Source organism: Streptomyces sp. NPDC014891 (assembly GCF_043081085.1).
GTDB lineage: Bacteria > Actinomycetota > Actinomycetes > Streptomycetales > Streptomycetaceae > Streptomyces.
Genome location: NZ_JBIBWF010000005.1, coordinates 507,119 through 525,692, shown reverse-complemented (window position 1 = coordinate 525,692; position 18,574 = coordinate 507,119). Strand labels below are relative to the sequence as shown.

Here is an 18,574-nt window from a genome sequence, read left to right as displayed (position 1 = left end):
ACGGGGGAGTCAGAAGCCCAGGAGCCAGCGCCCGCCGCCGATCAGGGCAGAGATCGCGACGGCGTGGAAGAAGACCAGCCACACTCCGGCAGGCACATGGGTGAGCCGCGCGAGCTGGTCCGCGTCCGAGTCCGGCGCCCCGCCGTGGCGCCGCTTGAACTGGAGCTCGAAGGCCGGGCGGACGCCGCCGAGCAGCAGGAACCACACCACGGCGTACGCGAAGACCGACTGGACCTCGGGGGAGGTCAGCCAGGACACGAGGAGGAAGGCGGCGCCGGTGAGCAGGACGGTGAGGATCCCGTAGGCGTTGCGGACCATCACGAGCATCGCGAGCAGCAGGGCCGTCGCCACCCACAGCAGCAGGGTCACCCGGTGGGTGCCGAGCAGGGCGGCGCCGCCGAGGCCGAGCAGCGGGGCCGCGGGATAGCCGGCGGCCAGGGTGAGGACCACGCCGAGGCCGGTCGGCCGGCCGCGGCTCACGGTCAGTCCGCTGGTGTCCGAGTGCAGCCGGATCGCTTCGAGCCGCCGGCCGGTGGCGAGGGCGACCAGTCCGTGGCCGCCCTCGTGGGCGATGGTGATCGCGTTGCGGGCGAGCAGCCAGACGCGGCGGGGCACGGTGACGGCCAGGGCGGCGACGCCGGTGGCGATCACCAGCCACTCGGCCGGCGCGGCCTGCGCGCCGAAGAGGTCGAGGTCCATCGTTCGGGCCGCTCCTCGGGGGTCGGGGATCGTGGCAGTGTGGCACGTATGTGCGGACGGTTTGCAGCGAGTCGGCGGCCCGAGGACCTCGTCGAGGCCTTCGGTATCGAGAAGTGGGAGCCCGAGGAGGCCCTGGCACCGGACTGGAACGTGGCCCCGACCAAGGAGGTCTGGGCCGTACTGGAGCGTCCTCTGAAGGACGCGGGATCGCCGCGTCCGGTTCGCCAGCTCCGCGCACTGCGGTGGGGCCTGGTGCCGTCCTGGTCGAAGACGCCCGAGGGCGCCGCCCGGATGATCAACGCACGGGCCGAGACCCTGGACGAGAAGCCCTCCTTCAAGCGGGCCTTCGCGGCCCGCCGGTGCATCCTGCCCGCCGACGGCTACTACGAGTGGGTCACCGGCGCGGGCGAGCGGGAGCTGGAGGTCGAGGGGAAGAGGAAGAGGGCCCGCAAGCAGCCGTACTTCGTGACCCCGGCCGACGGCTCGGTCTTCGCGATGGCGGGCCTGTACGAGTTCTGGCGGGACCCGACCCTTCCCGACGGCGCCCCCTCGGCCTGGTGGGTCACCTGCTCGGTGATCACCACCGAGGCCGAGACCGGGCCGCTCGGCGTGGCCCCGGCCGAGGGCCCCCGCTCGCTCGCCGACATCCACCCCCGGATGCCGCTGATGCTCACCGAGGACCGCTGGGACGCCTGGCTCGACCCGGCGACCACCCGGCCCGACGAGCTGCGCGGTCTGCTCGCCGCCCCGCCGGAGGGCCTCATGCGGGCCTACCCGGTGGCGACCGCGGTCAGCAACGTCCGCAACAACGGGGCCGAGTTGCTGACGGAGCTGGACGGCCCGGAGGTCGGCACCCTGTTCTGACCGGCCGCCACACGGCTCGGCGCCCTCCCGCGCGCGGGGTTCGCCCGACACCCTCCCGGCGGCGCGGCCCGGACCGCCGGCGGGGGCAGGATGGGGGCGTGACCGACGTGACACAGTACGAGACCGTCCCCACCGACGCCGGGGACGCCCGCATCGCCTGGCACGAGGCGCCCGCGCCCCGGGCCGTCCTCGCCCTCGGCCACGGCGCCGGCGGCGGCATCGAGGCCCGCGACCTCCGGGCCCTGGCCGCCGCGCTGCCCGCCCGGGGCGTGACCACCGCGCTCGTCGAGCAGCCCTGGCGGGTCGCGGGCAAGAAGGTCGCGCCCGCCCCCAAGACCCTGGACACCGGCTGGCGCGGACTCTGGCCGTCCCTCGCCCGGCCCGGCCTGCCGGTCGTCGCGGGCGGCCGCAGCGCCGGCGCCCGGGTCGCCTGCCGCACCGGGCGGGAGCTCGGCGCGCACGCCGTCCTCGCCCTGAGCTTCCCCCTGCACCCGCCGGGCAGGCCGGAGCGGTCCCGGGCCGGTGAACTCCTCGGCAGCGGCCTGCCGACCCTCGTCGTCCAGGGCGGCAACGACCCCTTCGGACGGCCCGCGGAGTTCCCGGACGGCCCGTACCGCCTCGTCGAGATCCCTTACGGGGACCACGGATTCGCGCTCCCCAAGCGCGCCCCGCTCGGCCAGGAGGAGGCACTGGAGATCCTCGTGGCCGGCGTCGCCGACTGGATCGGCTCCCTGGGCTGACGCACCGGGAATGCCGAGCGGGGGAGCACTGTTGTTCCGTGCGTCGGTGTGAAGCAAGGAAGAGGGAGTCCGTCGCATGGGTTCGACCATCTGCCCGGAGCGCGCGCAGGCCGCTGACCTCGACTGGACAGTGCTGCCCGCTCCCCAGGGAGCCCGGATTCGGGCGGCGGGCGGAGCGGTTCCTCGTCTATCCTCCGAAACGAGCGGGTCCGCCCTCGGGCTCGCCGCCGCGCTGGAGGAGGTGGGTCCGGTCACTGGGACCGACACAGGGACCGACGACGGCCCCGAGGAGACGACCGAGGAGCGCAACGCGCGCTTCGAGCGGGACGCCCTCGGCTTCCTCGACCAGATGTACTCGGCCGCGCTGCGCATGACGCGCAACCCCGCGGACGCGGAGGACCTGGTGCAGGAGACCTACGCCAAGGCGTACGGATCCTTCCACCAGTTCCGCGAGGGTACGAACCTCAAGGCCTGGCTGTACCGCATCCTCACCAACACCTTCATCAACTCGTACCGGAAGAAGCAGCGCGAACCCCAGCGCAGCGCCGCCGAGGAGATCGAGGACTGGCAGCTCGCCCGCGCCGAGTCGCACATGTCGACCGGTCTGCGCTCCGCCGAGTCGCAGGCGCTCGACCACCTCCCGGACTCCGACGTGAAGGAAGCGCTCCAGGCGATTCCCGAGGAGTTCCGCATCGCCGTCTATCTCGCGGATGTCGAGGGCTTTGCGTACAAGGAGATCGCGGACATCATGGGGACACCCATCGGTACGGTGATGTCACGACTGCACCGGGGACGCCGCCAGCTGCGCGGCATGCTCGAGGACTACGCCCGCGACCGCGGGCTGGTACCCGCGGGCGCCGGAGAGTCGTCGAACGATCTGAAAGGCTCGGGCTCATGAGCTGCGGAGAGCCGCACGAGACGGATTGCTCGGAAGTCCTGGACCATCTGTACGAGTTCCTCGACAACGAGATGCCCGACAGTGACTGCACCAAGTTCGAGGTGCACTTCGAGGAGTGCTCCCCCTGCCTGGAGAAGTACGGCCTGGAGCAGGCCGTGAAGAAGCTCGTCAAGCGCTGCTGCGGCAGCGACGACGTCCCCACCGACCTGCGGTCCAAGGTCATGGGCCGGATCGACCTGATCCGCTCCGGGCACCCGGTGCCCGAGCAGGAGATCACGCCGATCGTGCCGACGACCCCGGCGGCCCAGGAGTAGACCTCTCCCGCCGGAGCGGGACACGGAGGCCGTCGCGATCCGATCGCGGCGGCCTCCCGCGTATATCAGCTTGTATCACCCGATGGTGCGAATCCGCGCCGGCCCGCCGCCCGGAACCGCCCGACTCGCTAGCGTGACCCGCGTGATGGGCGTCAAGGTCATTCCGCGCGCGGCCCGCGCGTACATCGGCTGCGCCGTGCTCGGCACCGGGGCGGCCGTCCTGCCCGCCCTGCGCCCCGGCGCGGCCACCCCCTGGGACACGGTCGCGCTCCTCGCCGCCCTGTACGCGCTCTGCGAGCTGCCGGCCCGCTGCCGTCTCCTCGGCCGCGCCACCGGCGGATCCGTGCCCTTAGGCGCCGGCTCCTTCTTCCCCGTCCTCCTCGCCGCCGCCCTCCTCCTGCCCCCCGCGGCCGCCGCGCTCACCGCCCTCCCCGGCAGCCTCCTCGCCCGCGTCGAGGAACCCCCGGCCGCCCCCCGCCGCGCCTGGCGGGCCGCCGCCACCGCCCTCGCGGTCTGGGCCGCGGCGCGCACCGCCGAGGCCCTGGGCTGCGCCCGCGCCCTCGGACACGGGCCCGAAGGCCCCGACTTCCCGTACGCCCTGCTCCCCGCCGGCGCCGCCGCGCTCGCCTTCTGCCTCGTCCTCACCGCCCTCGACGGCGGCATCCGGGCCACCGCCGACGGCCTGCCGCTGCGGGCCGCCTGGCACGGCCTCCTCGGCCGGGCACTCGCCCCGCACGCCGTGCACGGCCTCGCCGGACTCATGATGGCCGTCCTCTGGCGCAGCACGTACGGGCCCGTGTCGGCGCTCTTCGTGCTCCTCCCCATCCACATCTCCTGCTGGGTCTTCGCCCAGTACCACCGCGAGCGCGCGGCCCACCAGGCCACCATCCGCGCCCTCGTCCAGGCCGTCGACATCAAGGACCGCTACACCCGCGGCCACGGCGAACGCGTCGGCCACGCCTCCGTCCTGATCGCCCGCGAGCTGGGCATGCCCGAGGACCGGCTCGACGTCGTACGGTTCGCCGGCATCCTCCACGACGTCGGCAAACTCGGCGTCCCCACCCGGATCCTCCGCAAGGACGGGCCCCTCACCCCCGAGGAGCGCCGGATCATCGAGCTGCACCCCGAATACGGCCACGAGATCGTCCGCGGCATCGGCTTCCTCGGCGAGGCGCGGAGCGCGATCCTCCACCACCACGAGCGCATGGACGGCAGCGGCTACCCCTACGGCCTGCGCGGCGACGAGATCCCCGAGTACGCCCGGATGGTGGCCGTCGCCGACGCCTTCGACGCCATGACCTCCACCCGCTCCTACAGCCGGGCCCGCCCGGTGCCGACCGCCGTCGCCGAACTGGAGCGGTGCGCCGGCAGCCACTTCGACGCCACCATGGTCGCCGCCCTCGTCCGCGCCCTCCACCGGCACGGCTGGCAGCCCGCCGTCACCGCCGACGAGACCCTCCCGGCCGGCCCGCCCGACGGGAACCTGCCCCCGCCGCGCGGAACCGGGACGCCGGGCCCGGCACCCGGAGCCGCCGAGGGCACCAGGTCCAGGGAGCGCGCATGAGACCCGGCGCCCCCACCGTCGGAGCCGTCCGCGGAGCGGCCCTTCTGCTGAGCCTCGCCGGATTCGCCTCCACCCTCTGGTACGGCGTCGACGAACCCGGCAACGCCCTCGCCTTCGGCACCCTCGTCGCCCTCGGCGAACTCACCCGCTGGGGCACCGCACCCGCCGCCGGAGGCCTCCCCGCGCGCGAGACCCCGGGCGCCGGCGAACCCGCCCCGCTCGCCGCCGCCGGGGCCCTCGCCTACGCCCTGCTCGGGTCCAGCGCCGGCACCGCCACCACCCACGGCGTCCTCCAGATCGTCGCCGTCGTCGTCGCCGCGGGCCTCGCCGGGATCGTCCCCCACCTCGCCCGGGGCCGGGAGCCCGGCCTCGACCACCTCGCCCGCCGTGTCCTCACCGTCGGCTTCGCCGCGCTCTGCTTCCAGCCCCTGTACAACTCCGGGACCGTCGTCCGGCACCTGGGCGAAGGCCCCGCCTACGCCCTCTTCCTCGTCCTGCTGCTCGGCCTGACCGCCCTGTGCGACGCCGTCCTGGCCGCCCTCCTGCTCCGCGCCCGCACGGGATTCCCGTACGGCCCCCTCCTCCGCGACGAACTGCGCGCCCTCCGCGGCATCGGCTCCGCCGTCGGCGCCACCGGCACCGTCATGGCACTCGGCGTGGCCGCCGCAGGGCTCTGGGCCCTGCCCGTGCTCGCCGTGCCGCTGCTGCTCACCCAGGTCTCCTTCCGGCGGTACGCCGCCGTCCGCACCGTCAACCGGCAGACCATCGCCTCCCTCGCCCGTGCCACCGAGATCGCCGGCTGCACCCCGCCCGGGCACGCCCACCGGGTCGCCGCCCTCAGCGCCGCCGTCGGCCGCGAGCTCGGGCTCTCCGGGACCGAGCTGGCCGTCCTGGAGCACGCGGCCCTCATGCACGACATCGGCCAGCTCTCCCTCGTCGACCCCGTCGCCGGCGGCGCCACCGCCCTGCTGCCCGCCGAGGAACAGCGCCGGATCGCCCTGCTGGGCGGCGAGGTCGTCCGCAGGACCGGGGTGCCCGAGGCCGTCGCCGTGGTCGTGGAGCGGCAGGCCGACCCGTACCGTGAGCAGCCGCTGCCCGCCCGGATCGTCCGGACCGTGAACGCCTACGACGACCTCGCGGGAGGCGAGGGGGCGGCCGCCGCCCTCGACGCCCTGGAACGGCTCCGGCTCGGCATCGCCCGCGACCACCACCCGGACGTCGTCGAATGCCTGGCCAGGGTCCTGGCGCGGGGCGGAGCGGCTGGGGTGACCTCCGTCGCTACGGGGTAACCCATGGGTAATGAGCGCGCGTCCGACCGGGCATGGTTGGATGCGAACAAGAGGGTGAAGCGACCGGCAGGCGGGAATCGTGAAGATCTTCGGGAAGGTACGGCATCGGCCCTCCGCCTCATGGCGGCAGGCCACGGACCGCGCGTTCACGCTGATCGGCGACGGCCGGTACGAGGACGCGGGCGCACTCCTGACACGCGCGGCGGACCTGGAGCCCTGGCTCTCCGAGTCCTGGTTCAACCTGGCGCTGCTGCACAAGTTCCGGCACGACTGGGAGCAGGCGCGGGCCGCCGGGCTCCGTGCCGTCGCGCTGCTCGACAAGGAGAGCGGCGCCCCCGACTGGTGGAACGTGGGCATCGCCGCGACCGCGCTCCAGGACTGGCCGCTGGCCCGCCGGGCCTGGCAGGCCTACGGACTGAAGGTGCCGGGCGCCGCCGCGGGCACCGGCGAGCCCGCCGGCATGGAGCTGGGCAGCGCCGCCGTCCGGCTCTCGCCCGAGGGCGAGGCCGAGGTCGTGTGGGGCCGCCGGCTCGACCCGGCCCGCATCGAGGTCCTCTCCATCCCGCTGCCGTCCTCGGGACGCCGCTGGGGCGAGGTGGTCCTCCACGACGGCGTGCCGAACGGCGAGCGCACCACCACGGCCGGCCCCGCCTACCCGGTCTTCGACGAGATCGAGCTGTGGGCCCCCTCTCCCGTCCCCACCTGGGTGGTCCTCCTGGAGGCGGCCACCGAGGCCGACCGGGACGCCCTGGAGCAGCTGGCCGCGGAAGCGGGGTTCGCCGCCGAGGACTGGTCGTCCTCCGTGCGGCTGCTCTGCCGGGCCTGCTCCGAGTCGACCATGCCGAGCGCCGAGGGCGAGGGCGAGCACTCCGACCCCCACGACCACAGCGAGCCGGGCCATCCCGGGCCGCTCGGACACCGCTCGCCGGGCGAGCTGTGGGTCCCCGAGCGGGAGTGCGGCATCGCGGCCCCCGCGGGCCTGGTCCGCGGGCTCCTCGACGGCTGGGTCGCGGACAGCCCCGACAGCCGCGAGTGGCGGGATCTCGAAGAGGTCTGCTGAGCGGACGCCGGGGGGCCCGTAGGCTGTCCTCCGACGGAATCGGGTTTTCAGGAAGGCGCGGCCGGACATGGCGCAGCAGGAGACGGACGAGCAGACGATCAACGACGGCTTCGTCGTGGACACGGAGGACTGCGAGGCGCGCGAGCTCGCCCACCGCGAGCGCGGAACGGCCCGTCCGATCACGGTGGTCGGCAACCCGGTGCTCCACAAGGAGTGCAAGGACGTCACCGAGTTCGACGACTCGCTCGCGGCGCTGATCGACGACATGTTCGCCAGCCAGAAGGCCGCCGAGGGCGTGGGCCTGGCCGCGAACCAGATCGGTGTGGACCTCAAGGTCTTCGTGTACGACTGCCCGGACGACGAGGGCGCCCGGCACACCGGCGTCGTGGTCAACCCGGTCCTCCAGGAGCTCCCGGCCGAGGCGCGCGTCCTCGACGAGTCCAACGAGGGCTGCCTCTCCGTGCCGACCGCCTACGCCGAGCTGGCCCGCCCCGACTACGCGGAGGTCCACGGCCAGGACGCGCAGGGCAACCCGATCAAGGTGCGCGGCACGGGCTACTTCGCCCGCTGCCTCCAGCACGAGACGGACCACCTGTACGGCTACCTGTACATCGACCGCCTCTCCAAGCGGGACCGCAAGGACGCCCTCCGCCAGATGGAGGAGGGCACCCCGCGCTACAAGACGGTGCCGAACGCCTGATCCTTGCGCGCGTACGCGAAAGGGCCCCGCACTCCGGAGAGTGCGGGGCCCTTCGCCGTACGGCCTAGAAGTCCTCGTCGAGGTCCACCGAGCCCTCGACCGCCACCTGGTAGGCGGACGGGCGGCGCTCGAAGAAGTTCGTGAGCTCCTGGACGCCCTGGAGCTCCATGAACGAGAACGGGTTCTCGGAGCCGTACACCGGGGCGAAGCCGAGGCGCTGGAGGCGCTGGTCGGCGACGCACTGGAGGTACTCGCGCATCGACTCGGTGTTCATGCCGGGCAGGCCGTCGCCGCACAGGTCGCGGCCGAACTGGAGCTCCGCCTCGACGGCCTCCTTCAGCATGTCCGTGACCTGCTGCTGGAGCGCGTCGTCGAAGAGCTCGGGCTCCTCCTTGCGGACGGTGTCCACGACCTCGAAGGCGAAGTTCATGTGCATCGTCTCGTCACGGAACACCCAGTTGGTGCCGGTGGCGAGGCCGTGGAGCAGACCGCGGGACCGGAACCAGTACACGTAGGCGAAGGCGCCGTAGAAGAACAGGCCCTCGATGCACGCGGCGAAGCAGATCAGGTTGAGCAGGAAGCGGCGGCGGTCGGCGGCCGTCTCCAGGCGCTCGATCTTCTCGACCGAGTCCATCCACCTGAAGCAGAACTGCGCCTTCTCGCGGATGGAGGGGATCTCCTCGACCGCGTCGAACGCGGCGGCGCGGTCCTCCGGGTCGGGCAGGTAGGTGTCGAGCAGCGTCAGGTAGAACTGGACGTGCACGGCCTCCTCGAACAGCTGGCGCGACAGGTAGAGGCGCGCCTCCGGGGAGTTGATGTGCTTGTAGAGCGTCAGCACCAGGTTGTTCGAGACGATCGAGTCGCCCGTCGCGAAGAACGCGACCAGACGGCCGATCATGTGCTGCTCGGCCGGCGTGAGCTTCGCGAGGTCGGCGACGTCCGAGTGGAGGTCGACCTCCTCCACGGTCCAGGTGTTCTTGATCGCGTCCCGGTAGCGCTCGTAGAAGTCCGGGTAGCGCATCGGACGGAGGGTCAGCTCGAAGCCCGGGTCGAGCAGGTTCTTCTTCTTGTCGTCGGTGCTCATTACTGGCAGGCCTCGCAGGACTCGGGGTTCTCAAGGGAGCAGGCGAGGGCGTCCGCGTCGGGGGTCGCCTGCTGGACGGGGATGGTGGCGGCGGCCGGCGTCGCGGCCTGGGCGGCGCGGGCGATCCGGGTGGCCGGGCGGGAGCGCAGGTAGTACGTCGTCTTCAGCCCCTGCTTCCAGGCGTACGCGTACATCGACGACAGCTTGCCGATCGTCGGCGTCTCCAGGAACAGGTTCAGCGACTGCGACTGGTCCAGGAAGGGGGTCCGGTCGGCGGCCATGTCGATGAGACCGCGCTGCGGGATCTCCCAGGCCGTGCGGTACAGCTCGCGCACCTCGGCCGGGACCCAGGTGAAGCCGGCCACCGAGCCGTTGGAGTCGCGCAGCGCCTCGCGGGTCTGCGCGTCCCACACGCCGAGCTTCTTCAGCTCGTCGACCAGGTACGAGTTGACCTGGAGGAACTCGCCGGACAGCGTCTCGCGCTTGAAGAGGTTGGAGACCTGCGGCTCGATGCACTCGTAGACGCCGGCGATCGAGGCGATCGTCGCGGTCGGCGCGATGGCGAGGAGCAGGCTGTTGCGCATGCCGGTGACGGCGATCCGCTCGCGCAGCGCGGCCCAGCGCTCGGGCCAGTTGAGCTCCACGTCGTAGTGGTCGGGGTGCAGCACGCCGCGGGCGGTGCGGGTCTGCTCCCAGGCGGGGACGGGGCCGTTGCGCTCGGCGAGGTCGGCGGAGGCCTCGTACGCGGCGAGCATGATGCGCTCGGCGATCCGGGTGGACAGCGCGCGCGCCTCGGCCGAGTCGAACGGCAGCTTCAGCTGGAAGAAGACGTCCTGGAGGCCCATCGCGCCCAGGCCGACCGGACGCCAGCGGGCGTTGGAGCGGCCCGCCTGCTCGGTCGGGTAGAAGTTGATGTCGACGACCCGGTCGAGGAAGGTGACGGCCGTGCGGACGGTGGCGTCGAGGCGCTCCCAGTCGATGTCCCCGCCGGTCACGAAGGACCCGAGGTTGACCGAGCCGAGGTTGCAGACGGCCGTCTCGCCGTCGTTCGTGACCTCGATGATCTCGGTGCAGAGGTTCGAGGAGTGGACGACGGTGCCCGGCTCGGCCGTCTGGTTGGCGGTCCGGTTCGAGGCGTCCTTGAAGGTCATCCAGCCGTTGCCGGTCTGGGCCAGGGTCCGCATCATCCGGCCGTACAGGTCGCGGGCCGGCATCGTCTTGCGGGCCAGGCCGGCGGCCTCGGCCTTGCGGTAGGCGGCGTCGAACTCCTCGCCCCACAGGTCGACCAGCTCGGGCACGTCCGCCGGGGAGAACAGCGACCACTCGCCGTCGGCGTTGACCCGGCGCATGAACTCGTCCGGGATCCAGTGCGCGAGGTTGAGGTTGTGCGTGCGGCGCTGGTCCTCGCCGGTGTTGTCGCGGAGCTCCAGGAATTCCTCGATGTCCGCGTGCCAGGTCTCCAGGTAGACGGCGGCGGCGCCCTTGCGGCGGCCGCCCTGGTTCACCGCGGCGACGGAGGCGTCGAGGGTCTTCAGGAACGGGACGATGCCGTTGGAGTGCCCGTTGGTGCCGCGGATCAGCGAACCGCGGGCCCGGATGCGGGAGTAGGAGAGGCCGATGCCGCCCGCGTGCTTCGAGAGGCGCGCGACCTGGTGGTAGCGGTCGTAGATGGAGTCCAGCTCGTCCTGGGGGGAGTCCAGGAGGTAGCAGGAGGACATCTGCGGGTGGCGGGTGCCGGAGTTGAAGAGCGTGGGGGAGGACGGCAGGTAGTCGAGCCGGCTCATCAGGCCGTAGAGGGCGGCGACCTCGTCGAGCGCGCGGACGCTGTCGTCCTCGGCGAGGCCGCAGGCCACGCGGAGCATGAAGTGCTGCGGGGTCTCGATCACCTTGCGGGTGATCGGGTGGCGCAGCAGGTAGCGCGAGTACAGGGTGCGCAGGCCGAAGTAGCCGAAGCGGTCGTCGCCGGCCGCGTCGATGGTGGCGTCGAGCCGGTCCGCGTGGAGCGCGGCGAACTCGGCGGTGCGGTCGGCGATCAGGCCCTCGCGGTGGCCGACGGCGACGGAGGCGGAGAAGGAGTACGAGCCCTGGCTCGCGGCCTCGTCGGCGATGGTGATGGTCAGGAGCCGGGCGGCGAGCCGGGAGTACGCCGGGTCCTCGGCGATCAGACCCGCGGCCGCCTCGGTGGCCAGCTCGCGCAGTTCCGCCTCGTCCGCGGCGGCGCTGCGGCCGCGGAGCGCGGCGGCGGCGACCCTGCCGGGGTCGGTGTCGGTGAGGTCGGCGGTGAGGTCGGTCAGGGTCCGCAGCAGCACGGTCCCGGGGCCGTCGCTCTCGACCGCGGAAGCCTCGGCGGAAGCCGGATCGGCAGGCGCGATGGTCACGTGGGGGCTCTCCCTCGCTCGGCTCGGGGCCGCGGCGGGGGGAGGAGGGCACGCGAGGGTCCGGACGCCGGACGCGCTGTGTCCACCGGCCCACTCCGCGAGGCCCGGAAGTCATCGGCACCCGGAACGGATGGACCGGGTGCGCTGCCGGCAGGTCCTCGGACTCACCTCGTCCGAACATGTCGTATCCGTACGAAGCACACCGTTGCGGGACAGTTCCGGATTCGCGCCGGATTCCCCTGCGTCGACAGCGAGCACGAGCATACATGTGGGGGGCTCCGCTTGCGGAACCCCCCACATGTTGTGTCGCGCCGGAGAGTCAGAACTCCAGGGCGTAGGTGCGCAGAGAGTGATCGGGGATCGGTTCCCAGTCCCGGTGGGGCGTGCGGACGAAGCCCAGACGCTCGTAGATCCGGTGCGCGGAGACCATCGTGGCGTCCGTGGACAGCACGATGCGGCGGCACCCCGGGAGGGCCTGTGCCCGCTCGATGCAGGCCCGTACGAGGGCCTCTCCGACGCCCCGGCCGCGGGCCTCCCGGGAGACCACGAGCATCCGGAACTCGGCCTCGCCGTCCACGGCGATGTCCGCCCACGGAGTGTTGCCGGTGGCGAAGGTCACCCCGCCGAGCAGACGGTCGTCGGCGTCCTCGGCGAGCAGCACCTCGCTCTCCCGGGCCCGCCGGGCCGTGTCCCGGAGCACGTGCAGATACGAGTCCTCCGCCCCGTGCTTCAGCAGCCCGTCGCTCAGATAGGTCCCCGCGGTGAGCTCACCCAGCGCCTCGTAGTCCTCGGGCCGTACCGCCCTGATCGTGAAGTCCATGAGGGCAGTGTGCCTCCGGCGGGCCGGCCGGCGTCAGGGCGGTCCACGGGACGGGCCGCCCCGCCTCCGGGGAGGCGGGGCGGCCCGTGGGTGCCGGGGCGGCCGGGGTCCGGCCGGGTGCTCAGTGGGTCTCGGCTCCCACCTTCGGGAGCTTCGTGTCGACCCCGCGGTCGCCCGCGTCGGCCGTGTAGTCCTCCGGGGAGGTCTCGTCGACGCCCTCGGGGGCCTTCACGGCCTTGAGGACGAAGGTCAGGACGACCGTGACGAGGACGTTGAGGACGAAGGCGGTGAGACCGATGTAGCCGATCTCGCCGATGCCCGGGATCTCGGCGGAGGAGCCGCCGAAGTGCTTCTGGGTCGGGCTGGCGACCCCGTACGCGGCGACCGTGCCGTAGACCATGCCGACGGCCCAGCCGCCGAGCAGCGCCCAGCGGTGGAACCAGCGGGTGAACAGGCCGCCGACGAGGGCCGGGAAGGTCTGCAGGATCCAGATGCCGCCGAGCAGCTGGAAGTTGATCGCCACCGTCTTGTCCATGGTGAGGACGAAGGCGAGCGCGCCGACCTTCACGAGGAGCGAGACCAGCTTGGAGACCTTGGTCTCCTGGGCCGGGGTCGCGTCCGGCTTGATGAAGTCCTTGTAAATGTTCCTCGTGAAGAGGTTGGCCGCGGCGATCGACATGATCGCCGCCGGAACGAGCGCGCCGATGCCGATGGCGGCGAAGGCGACGCCCGCGAACCAGTCGGGGAACATCGTCTCGAACAGCTGCGGGATGGCGAGCTGGCCGTTCTTCACCTGGATGCCGGCGGCGATCGCCATGAAGCCGAGCAGTGCGAGCAGGCCGAGCATCAGCGAGTACAGCGGCAGGATCGTGGTGTTGCGGCGGATGACCTCGCGGCTCCGGGACGACAGGGTCGCCGTGATGGAGTGCGGGTACATGAAGAGCGCGAGCGCCGAGCCGAGCGCCAGCGTCGCGTACGTCCACTGGCCGGCCTCGCCCGGGACGAGCGAGCCCCGCGGCTTGTCGGTCGCCGGGTTGACCTGTTGGTATGCCTCGCCCGCCTTGGCGAAGATCTCGTCGAAGCCGCCCAGCTTGATCGGGATGTAGATGATCGCCACCGCGATGACGATGTAGATCAGGGTGTCCTTGACGAAGGCGATGAGCGCCGGGGCGCGCAGGCCCGAGGAGTAGGTGTAGGCCGCGAGGACGCCGAAGGCGATGAGCAGCGGCAGGTCCTTGATGAACCAGTGGGTGGTCTCGCCGCCGCCGACGCCCATCACGTCCAGGACGGCCTGGATGCCGACGAGCTGGAGCGCGATGTACGGCATGGTGGCGAGGATGCCGGTCACCGCCACCGCGAGGGACAGGCCCTTGGAGCCGAAGCGGCCGCGCACGAAGTCCGAGGTGGTGACGTATCCGTGCTTGTGCGAGACGGACCAGAGCCGCGGCAGGAAGGTGAAGATCAGCGGGTAGACCAGGATCGTGTACGGCACGGCGAAGAAGCCGGCCGCGCCCGCCGCGTAGATCGCCGCCGGGACGGCGACGAAGGTGTACGCGGTGTAGAGGTCGCCGCCGAGCAGGAACCAGGTCACCCAGGTGCCGAACGACCGGCCGCCCAGGCCCCACTCGTCGAGGCTGTGCTCGTTCTCGGCCTTGCGCCAGCGCGCGGCCAGGAAGCCCATGACCGTGACGGCCAGGAAGAAGAAGATGAAGACGGCGAGTGCGACGCCGTTCACGCCGTCCTTCATCGCGCGTCACCGCCCTTGCGGCCGCGCTGGTCCAGCTGCCAGAGCTTGTACGCCACCATGGTGAGCGCGGTGGACACCAGCACCCAGAGCATCTGGTACCAGTAGAAGAACGGGATGCCCGCGAAGAGCGGTTCGGCCTTCGCGTACGAGCTCACCCAGAGCATCGCCACGAACGGCGCGAACAGACAGAGCGCGATCACCACCCTCAGGGGCGTGATGGTGGGTTGTTTCCGTTGTGTCGCTTCTGACATGGCGATTCCGGTCCCCTCACTGATCACCTCGGTAATGCTGGGGAAATCTAGGGGACGGTTCCGCTGCACGGAACCCCTGTCCGCATAACGGATGGGACTCCGTCAGCTGTGCGCGTGGGAGCGGTCCCCCGGCCCGGGCGGACGGGAGTTCGACGGCGTCCTCTAGAGCCAGCCCTCCTTGGCGGCCCGCACGCCCGCCTCGAACCGGCTGCGCGCGCCGAGCCGGTTCATCAGCTCGGAGCTCATCCGGCGCACGGTCCGCAGCGACACCCCGAGCCGCCGGGCGGCGATGTCGTCGGTGCAGCCGATGCCGAGCAGCATGAGCAACTCCCGCTCCTGCGGCGAGAGGTCGTGCGCGTCGCGGCGCGGGCTCTCGCCGAACGGCGTGCCCGCGTCCCACAGGCGGTCGAACAGCACCAGGAGCGCGTGCACCAGGCCGGGGCTGCGGACCTCCAGGGCGCCCGCCCGCCCGTCCTCGGGATCCACCGGGACCAGCGCGGCCTCCCGGTCGACGATCACCATGAGCATCGGCACCACGGGCACCGTCCGCGCCTCGCCGCCGAGGTCGCAGTACCAGCGCACGTACTCGACGGTCGGCGGGTCGTTGCGGAAGCTCTCCTGGTAGATCGAGCGGATCCGCACGCCGCGTTCCAGGGCGAGTTGGTCGAGCGGCTGGCTCGCGTCCATGGTGTCGGGGAGCTGCGCCCCGCCGGGGAGCAGGGAGAGGCACTCGGTCCTGGCGTTCGCGGCCAGGTCCTCCAGGCGCTCCCGGACGTTGTCGAGGCCGGTGATGCGGTCCACCAGGTCGTGCCGCACGCCCGGCTCGGCGTGGTCGGCGTACGAGGCGAGGATGCCGGCCACGGCCCGGCCGGCCTGCTCGACCTGGCGCTTCCGCTTGCTCAGCTCGGCCTCGGCCCGGGACAGCAGGAAGGAGAAGCCGACGTCCGGATGGAAGGGTTCGACCTCGCCGGACGAGTCGTCCATCAGGACCAGCTTGAGGTCCGCGAGGCAGGCGAGCGCCTCGCGGACCTCGGGCTCGGGGCGGCCCAGCTGGGCCGCCATCTCCGCCACGTCGAACTCGGGTCGCTCCAGCAGTAAGCGGTAGACGGCCTCCGTCGACTCCTTTATGCCGAGCGCCTCCAGCATCCCCTGTCTCCCCCTCGTCACGTTCCGTACCGCGACCGCCCCGCATTCGTGATCGCGGTCGTCGATGCTAAGCGGGAGAACCCGTCTAGGTCTAGACCAATTGGAGTGAACTCCGGGATGTGGGACGGGCCGGGACCGCGGGCGGGGTGCGGCGGCGTCCGGCCAGCGCGTCGAGCACCGCCGCCATCGCGAACCCCGACACCAGCAGCGCCAGTTCGACCTGCGGACCGATCCCGACCGCGAGCACCGCGAGCGCGCCCGCACCCGCCGCCGCGAGCCCCGCCCCCGGGGGACCGCCCGCCGCCGACGCCGCCGAGCGGTCGAGCGACACGCAGAAGGCGAACACCCCGACGACCAGTGGCACCCAGCCGGTGACCGCCCCGGTGCCCGCCGGACCCCACTGCCACAGCACGGTCAGCGCGCCCGCCGAGGCGAGGGCGGCCAGGACGGCGCGGAGCACGGCGCCGGCCGCCGCCCCCGCACCCGGGAAGCCGGACGGCAGCGGGAGCAGGACCAGGACGGCCAGGGCGGCGAGAGCGGCCGCCGGGACCGCGAAGGGCAGCAGCCCGTAGACCCCGTCCACCAGATCGCGGTCGACCACGCCCGAACCGCCGACCGCCGCGGGTACGGGTCCCTCCGCGAACGCCGACCGCACCGCCGACACGGTCGCCGCGCCCGCCGCCGTCATCGGCTCCCCCTCCGGGACGACCACCACCACGGCCGTGCCGTCGCGCCGCCACTCGTCGCCGCGCGGTGCCGCCGCGAGCAGCACCCCCGGCACCCGGGCCGCCCGCGCGGCCGCGGCACGCGGATCGGCCCCCTCGGGGAGCAGGACCTCCAGGGGATGGAGAACCCCCGAGGGCACCCCGGCCGCCGCCAGCCGGTCCAGGCCGTCGCGGGCCGGGCCGCTCGCCACCAGGGCGTGCGCCTCCGGATTGCCCACCCGCAGCTGGGTGGCCGCGCCGGCCGCGAGGACGAGGAGGACCAGACCGCTCACCGCGGGCACCGGACCCGAACGCCATCCGCCCCGCCCCGCCGCCCCTGCGGCCCGGGACGACCGCCCCGCCCCCGTGGGCCGCTCCGTCCGCCGCGTCGACCGCGTCGCCACCGAGCGGAGCACCGGCACCAGGGTCAGCGCAGCCGCCGTGCCCACCGCCCACACCGCCAGCCCCGCGACCCCGACCGAGCGCAGGAACGACGCGGGGAAGAGGGCCAGGACCGCGCAGGCCGCCGCCCCCGCCGCACCGGCCGTCACCGCCGACCGCTCGCCCGCGCCCGGCGGCTGGGCCCACCGGTGCACGGCGAGCACCAGGGCCGTCACCGGCACCAGGTAGACCACGACGAAACTGATCTCGGTGAACCCGGCCACCGCCTCCACCAGGACCAGCGCCCCGACCGAGGTCACCCCGGCGAGCAGCAGCGGCGCCAGGACACCCGCCGCCGAGCGGAACACCGCCGCCAGCAGCACCAGCAGCCCCAGCGCGCACGCCGCCTTCACCGCCAGGGCCACGGGCCCCGGCCCCGCCACCGCGCTGTCGTGCTGGAGCGGGAGCACCCCGGTCACCTCGACCCGGGCCTCCGGCAGCGCCGACCGCAGATCCGCGCGCAGGGCGACCGCCGCCTCCTCCACGGCCGTGAGCCCCGCGAGGTCCGGCTCACCGGCGCCCGGGTAGACCAGCGCGTACACCGTGCGGCCGTCCCCGCCCAGGAACCCCTCGTCGCCCGTGCCCGCGTACGAGACCGTCCGCGCCCCCGGACCCGCCGCGTGCCGGACGGCGTCGCCGAACCGCCCCGCCGTGCCCGGGGCGCGCACGTCGGCGCCCGCCGGCCAGCTCGCGACCGCGACCAGCGGGGCGACGGCGGCCCCGTTCCCGTAGCGCTCCTGGACCTCCTGGTTCGCGCGGTGGCCCGGCCCGCCCGAGGCCGTGAACGACTGGTCGAGCCGGCCGAGGCCCAGCACCGCCACCGCTCCGCCGAGCAGCAGCACGAGCAGCCAGGCCACCCCCACGGCCGTCCGGTGGCGGAGCGCGAGATCCCGTGTCCGTGCGGTCAGGTCAGTCGACATCGTCGAGCCGCTTCCTCAGCTCGTCGTCCAGACGCAGCCCGACCGCGCCGAGCGTCTCGTCCAGCTGCGCCGTCGAACTCGCCCCGATCACCGGGAGCACGGGCAGCTCGCCGCCCAGCGCCCAGGCCAGCACCACCTGGTTGGCGGTCACCCCCAGCTCCGCCGCGACCTCCGCGAGCACCTTCAGGCGCCGCTCCGAACCCTCGTGCCGGTACTGCTCGGGAACCTCCTTGCCCGCATCGGTGTACGCCCCCGTCAGCTGGGTCGTGTACGCCGTGAACGTCAGCTCCGGACGCGTCCCCAGATAGTCGAGCAGCTCCTCCGAGGCATGCGGGTTCACCCCGAACTCCGCGCCGGGGCGCGGCCGCAGATAGGTGTACCGCTGCTGCACCGCCGCGTAGTCCGGCACCCCGGCGGCGACCGCCGCGCCCCGCGACTCCTCGATCCGCCAGGCCGCGAAGTTGGAGCAGCCGGCCCGGCCGATCTTCCCCGTGTCCTCCAGCTCGCCGAAGGCGGCCATGGTCTCGGCGACCGGGGTCCGCCGGTCGTCGATGTGCGCGTAGTAGAGGTCGATCCGGTCGGTGCCCAGGTTCCGCAGGCTCTGCTCCACCTGGCGGCGCAGCACCGGGGCCGACAGCCCCTCCGCGCACTCGGGCCAGGCCGAGCCGGGCGGGTCGGGCAGCGCCCCGACCTTGGTGGCCAGCACCATCTCGTCCCGGACGCCCCGGCTGCGCAGCCAGCGGCCGATCAGCAGCTCGCTCTCTGCGCCGGTCGCGCCGGGCTCCCAGAACGCGTAGGTGTTGGCGGTGTCGATGAAGGTGCCGCCGGCCTCGTGGAAGCGGTCGAGGACGGCGAAGGCGGCGGCCTCGTCGATCCGGGTGCCGAACGGCAGGGTGCCCAGGCACAGGGTGCTCACACGGGGGCCCTCGGGGCCGCCCAGGTGGGTGTATTCCAT

17 protein-coding genes and 1 riboswitch are annotated in these 18,574 nt (G+C 73.1%); of the genes, 8 read left to right on the top strand and 9 right to left on the bottom strand.

The window, feature by feature from the left end; genetic code table 11:
• Nucleotides 1-9: 9 nt before the first annotated feature.
• Nucleotides 10-699, bottom strand: coding sequence for a M50 family metallopeptidase (locus ACF09E_RS17665; RefSeq protein WP_392205999.1), 690 nt, complete (start codon nucleotides 697-699; stop codon nucleotides 10-12).
• Nucleotides 700-747: 48 nt separating this feature from the next.
• Here ACF09E_RS17665 and ACF09E_RS17660 point away from each other — a divergent pair, with 48 nt between their 5' ends.
• The 8 genes from ACF09E_RS17660 to def all read left to right on the top strand — a co-directional run bounded on the left by ACF09E_RS17660 (nucleotide 748) and on the right by def (nucleotide 8,128).
• A complete protein-coding gene (locus tag ACF09E_RS17660) occupies nucleotides 748-1,563 on the top strand; it encodes an SOS response-associated peptidase (RefSeq protein ID WP_392206119.1) in 816 nt (271 codons plus the stop codon).
• 107 nt (nucleotides 1,564-1,670) lie between these two features.
• Nucleotides 1,671-2,303 (top strand): alpha/beta family hydrolase, encoded by a 633-nt coding sequence (locus tag ACF09E_RS17655; protein WP_392206118.1) that lies wholly within the window; start codon nucleotides 1,671-1,673, stop codon nucleotides 2,301-2,303.
• Nucleotides 2,304-2,544: 241 nt separating this feature from the next.
• On the top strand, nucleotides 2,545-3,201 hold the full coding sequence (locus ACF09E_RS17650; RefSeq protein ID WP_187282890.1) for a sigma-70 family RNA polymerase sigma factor: 657 nt from the start codon (nucleotides 2,545-2,547) through the stop codon (nucleotides 3,199-3,201).
• Nucleotides 3,198-3,515 carry a mycothiol system anti-sigma-R factor gene (rsrA, locus tag ACF09E_RS17645; RefSeq protein WP_392205998.1) on the top strand — a complete coding sequence of 106 codons (318 nt, stop codon included), beginning with the start codon at nucleotides 3,198-3,200 and terminating at the stop codon, nucleotides 3,513-3,515. Before ACF09E_RS17650 ends, rsrA begins: the two co-directional genes overlap by 4 nt.
• A 145-nt stretch (nucleotides 3,516-3,660) precedes the next feature.
• A complete protein-coding gene (locus ACF09E_RS17640) occupies nucleotides 3,661-5,079 on the top strand; it encodes an HD-GYP domain-containing protein (RefSeq protein WP_392206117.1) in 1,419 nt (472 codons plus the stop codon).
• The gene (locus tag ACF09E_RS17635; RefSeq protein ID WP_392205997.1) at nucleotides 5,076-6,368 is read left to right on the top strand and encodes an HD domain-containing protein; all 1,293 of its coding nucleotides are present in this window, start codon (nucleotides 5,076-5,078) and stop codon (nucleotides 6,366-6,368) included. Before ACF09E_RS17640 ends, ACF09E_RS17635 begins: the two co-directional genes overlap by 4 nt.
• 79 nt (nucleotides 6,369-6,447) lie before the next feature.
• Nucleotides 6,448-7,428, top strand: a complete 981-nt coding sequence (locus ACF09E_RS17630) for a hypothetical protein (RefSeq protein ID WP_361850233.1) — start codon at nucleotides 6,448-6,450, stop codon at nucleotides 7,426-7,428.
• A gap of 67 nt (nucleotides 7,429-7,495) precedes the next feature.
• Nucleotides 7,496-8,128, top strand: a complete 633-nt coding sequence (def, locus tag ACF09E_RS17625; protein WP_392205996.1) for a peptide deformylase — start codon at nucleotides 7,496-7,498, stop codon at nucleotides 8,126-8,128.
• 64 nt (nucleotides 8,129-8,192) lie between these two features.
• Here the strand turns inward: def and ACF09E_RS17620 are convergent, their stop codons facing one another.
• The 8 genes from ACF09E_RS17620 to ACF09E_RS17585 all read right to left on the bottom strand — a co-directional run bounded on the left by ACF09E_RS17620 (nucleotide 8,193) and on the right by ACF09E_RS17585 (nucleotide 18,574).
• Complete coding sequence (locus ACF09E_RS17620; protein ID WP_392205995.1) at nucleotides 8,193-9,212, bottom strand: ribonucleotide-diphosphate reductase subunit beta; 1,020 nt, start codon at nucleotides 9,210-9,212, stop codon at nucleotides 8,193-8,195.
• Entirely contained in the window at nucleotides 9,212-11,590 is a 2,379-nt protein-coding gene (locus ACF09E_RS17615; protein ID WP_392205994.1) for a ribonucleoside-diphosphate reductase subunit alpha, read from the bottom strand. The genes ACF09E_RS17620 and ACF09E_RS17615 overlap by 1 nt, the downstream gene beginning before the upstream one ends.
• A 131-nt stretch (nucleotides 11,591-11,721) precedes the next feature.
• A riboswitch (cobalamin riboswitch) is annotated at nucleotides 11,722-11,861 on the bottom strand.
• A gap of 48 nt (nucleotides 11,862-11,909) precedes the next feature.
• A complete protein-coding gene (locus ACF09E_RS17610; protein WP_392205993.1) occupies nucleotides 11,910-12,410 on the bottom strand; it encodes a GNAT family N-acetyltransferase in 501 nt (166 codons plus the stop codon).
• Nucleotides 12,411-12,531: 121 nt separating this feature from the next.
• Nucleotides 12,532-14,157 carry a monocarboxylate uptake permease MctP gene (gene mctP, locus ACF09E_RS17605; RefSeq protein ID WP_392205992.1) on the bottom strand — a complete coding sequence of 542 codons (1,626 nt, stop codon included), beginning with the start codon at nucleotides 14,155-14,157 and terminating at the stop codon, nucleotides 12,532-12,534.
• The gene (locus ACF09E_RS17600; RefSeq protein ID WP_392205991.1) at nucleotides 14,154-14,408 is read right to left on the bottom strand and encodes a DUF3311 domain-containing protein; all 255 of its coding nucleotides are present in this window, start codon (nucleotides 14,406-14,408) and stop codon (nucleotides 14,154-14,156) included. The genes mctP and ACF09E_RS17600 overlap by 4 nt, the downstream gene beginning before the upstream one ends.
• A gap of 162 nt (nucleotides 14,409-14,570) precedes the next feature.
• Nucleotides 14,571-15,554, bottom strand: coding sequence for a LuxR C-terminal-related transcriptional regulator (locus ACF09E_RS17595; protein WP_361850219.1), 984 nt, complete (start codon nucleotides 15,552-15,554; stop codon nucleotides 14,571-14,573).
• A gap of 91 nt (nucleotides 15,555-15,645) precedes the next feature.
• Nucleotides 15,646-17,619: an MMPL family transporter gene (locus ACF09E_RS17590; RefSeq protein WP_392205990.1), complete on the bottom strand. Its 1,974-nt coding sequence runs from the start codon at nucleotides 17,617-17,619 to the stop codon at nucleotides 15,646-15,648.
• Nucleotides 17,609-18,574, bottom strand: coding sequence for an aldo/keto reductase (locus ACF09E_RS17585; protein ID WP_392205989.1), 966 nt, complete (start codon nucleotides 18,572-18,574; stop codon nucleotides 17,609-17,611). The genes ACF09E_RS17590 and ACF09E_RS17585 overlap by 11 nt, the downstream gene beginning before the upstream one ends.

What these genes read in the sequence shown, in the direction of transcription:
- ACF09E_RS17595 (WP_361850219.1), bottom strand. Translation starts at nt 15,554, where the DNA reads ATGCTGGAGGCGCTCGGCATAAAGGAGTCGACGGAGGCCGTCTACCGC.
- ACF09E_RS17635 (WP_392205997.1), top strand. Translation starts at nt 5,076, where the DNA reads ATGAGACCCGGCGCCCCCACCGTCGGAGCCGTCCGCGGAGCGGCCCTT.
- def (WP_392205996.1), top strand. Translation starts at nt 7,496, where the DNA reads ATGGCGCAGCAGGAGACGGACGAGCAGACGATCAACGACGGCTTCGTC.
- ACF09E_RS17600 (WP_392205991.1), bottom strand. Translation starts at nt 14,408, where the DNA reads ATGTCAGAAGCGACACAACGGAAACAACCCACCATCACGCCCCTGAGG.
- ACF09E_RS17640 (WP_392206117.1), top strand. Translation starts at nt 3,661, where the DNA reads ATGGGCGTCAAGGTCATTCCGCGCGCGGCCCGCGCGTACATCGGCTGC.
- ACF09E_RS17610 (WP_392205993.1), bottom strand. Translation starts at nt 12,410, where the DNA reads ATGGACTTCACGATCAGGGCGGTACGGCCCGAGGACTACGAGGCGCTG.
- ACF09E_RS17585 (WP_392205989.1), bottom strand. Translation starts at nt 18,574, where the DNA reads ATGGAATACACCCACCTGGGCGGCCCCGAGGGCCCCCGTGTGAGCACC.
- ACF09E_RS17590 (WP_392205990.1), bottom strand. Translation starts at nt 17,619, where the DNA reads ATGTCGACTGACCTGACCGCACGGACACGGGATCTCGCGCTCCGCCAC.
- rsrA (WP_392205998.1), top strand. Translation starts at nt 3,198, where the DNA reads ATGAGCTGCGGAGAGCCGCACGAGACGGATTGCTCGGAAGTCCTGGAC.
- mctP (WP_392205992.1), bottom strand. Translation starts at nt 14,157, where the DNA reads ATGAAGGACGGCGTGAACGGCGTCGCACTCGCCGTCTTCATCTTCTTC.
- ACF09E_RS17620 (WP_392205995.1), bottom strand. Translation starts at nt 9,212, where the DNA reads ATGAGCACCGACGACAAGAAGAAGAACCTGCTCGACCCGGGCTTCGAG.
- ACF09E_RS17660 (WP_392206119.1), top strand. Translation starts at nt 748, where the DNA reads ATGTGCGGACGGTTTGCAGCGAGTCGGCGGCCCGAGGACCTCGTCGAG.
- ACF09E_RS17665 (WP_392205999.1), bottom strand. Translation starts at nt 699, where the DNA reads ATGGACCTCGACCTCTTCGGCGCGCAGGCCGCGCCGGCCGAGTGGCTG.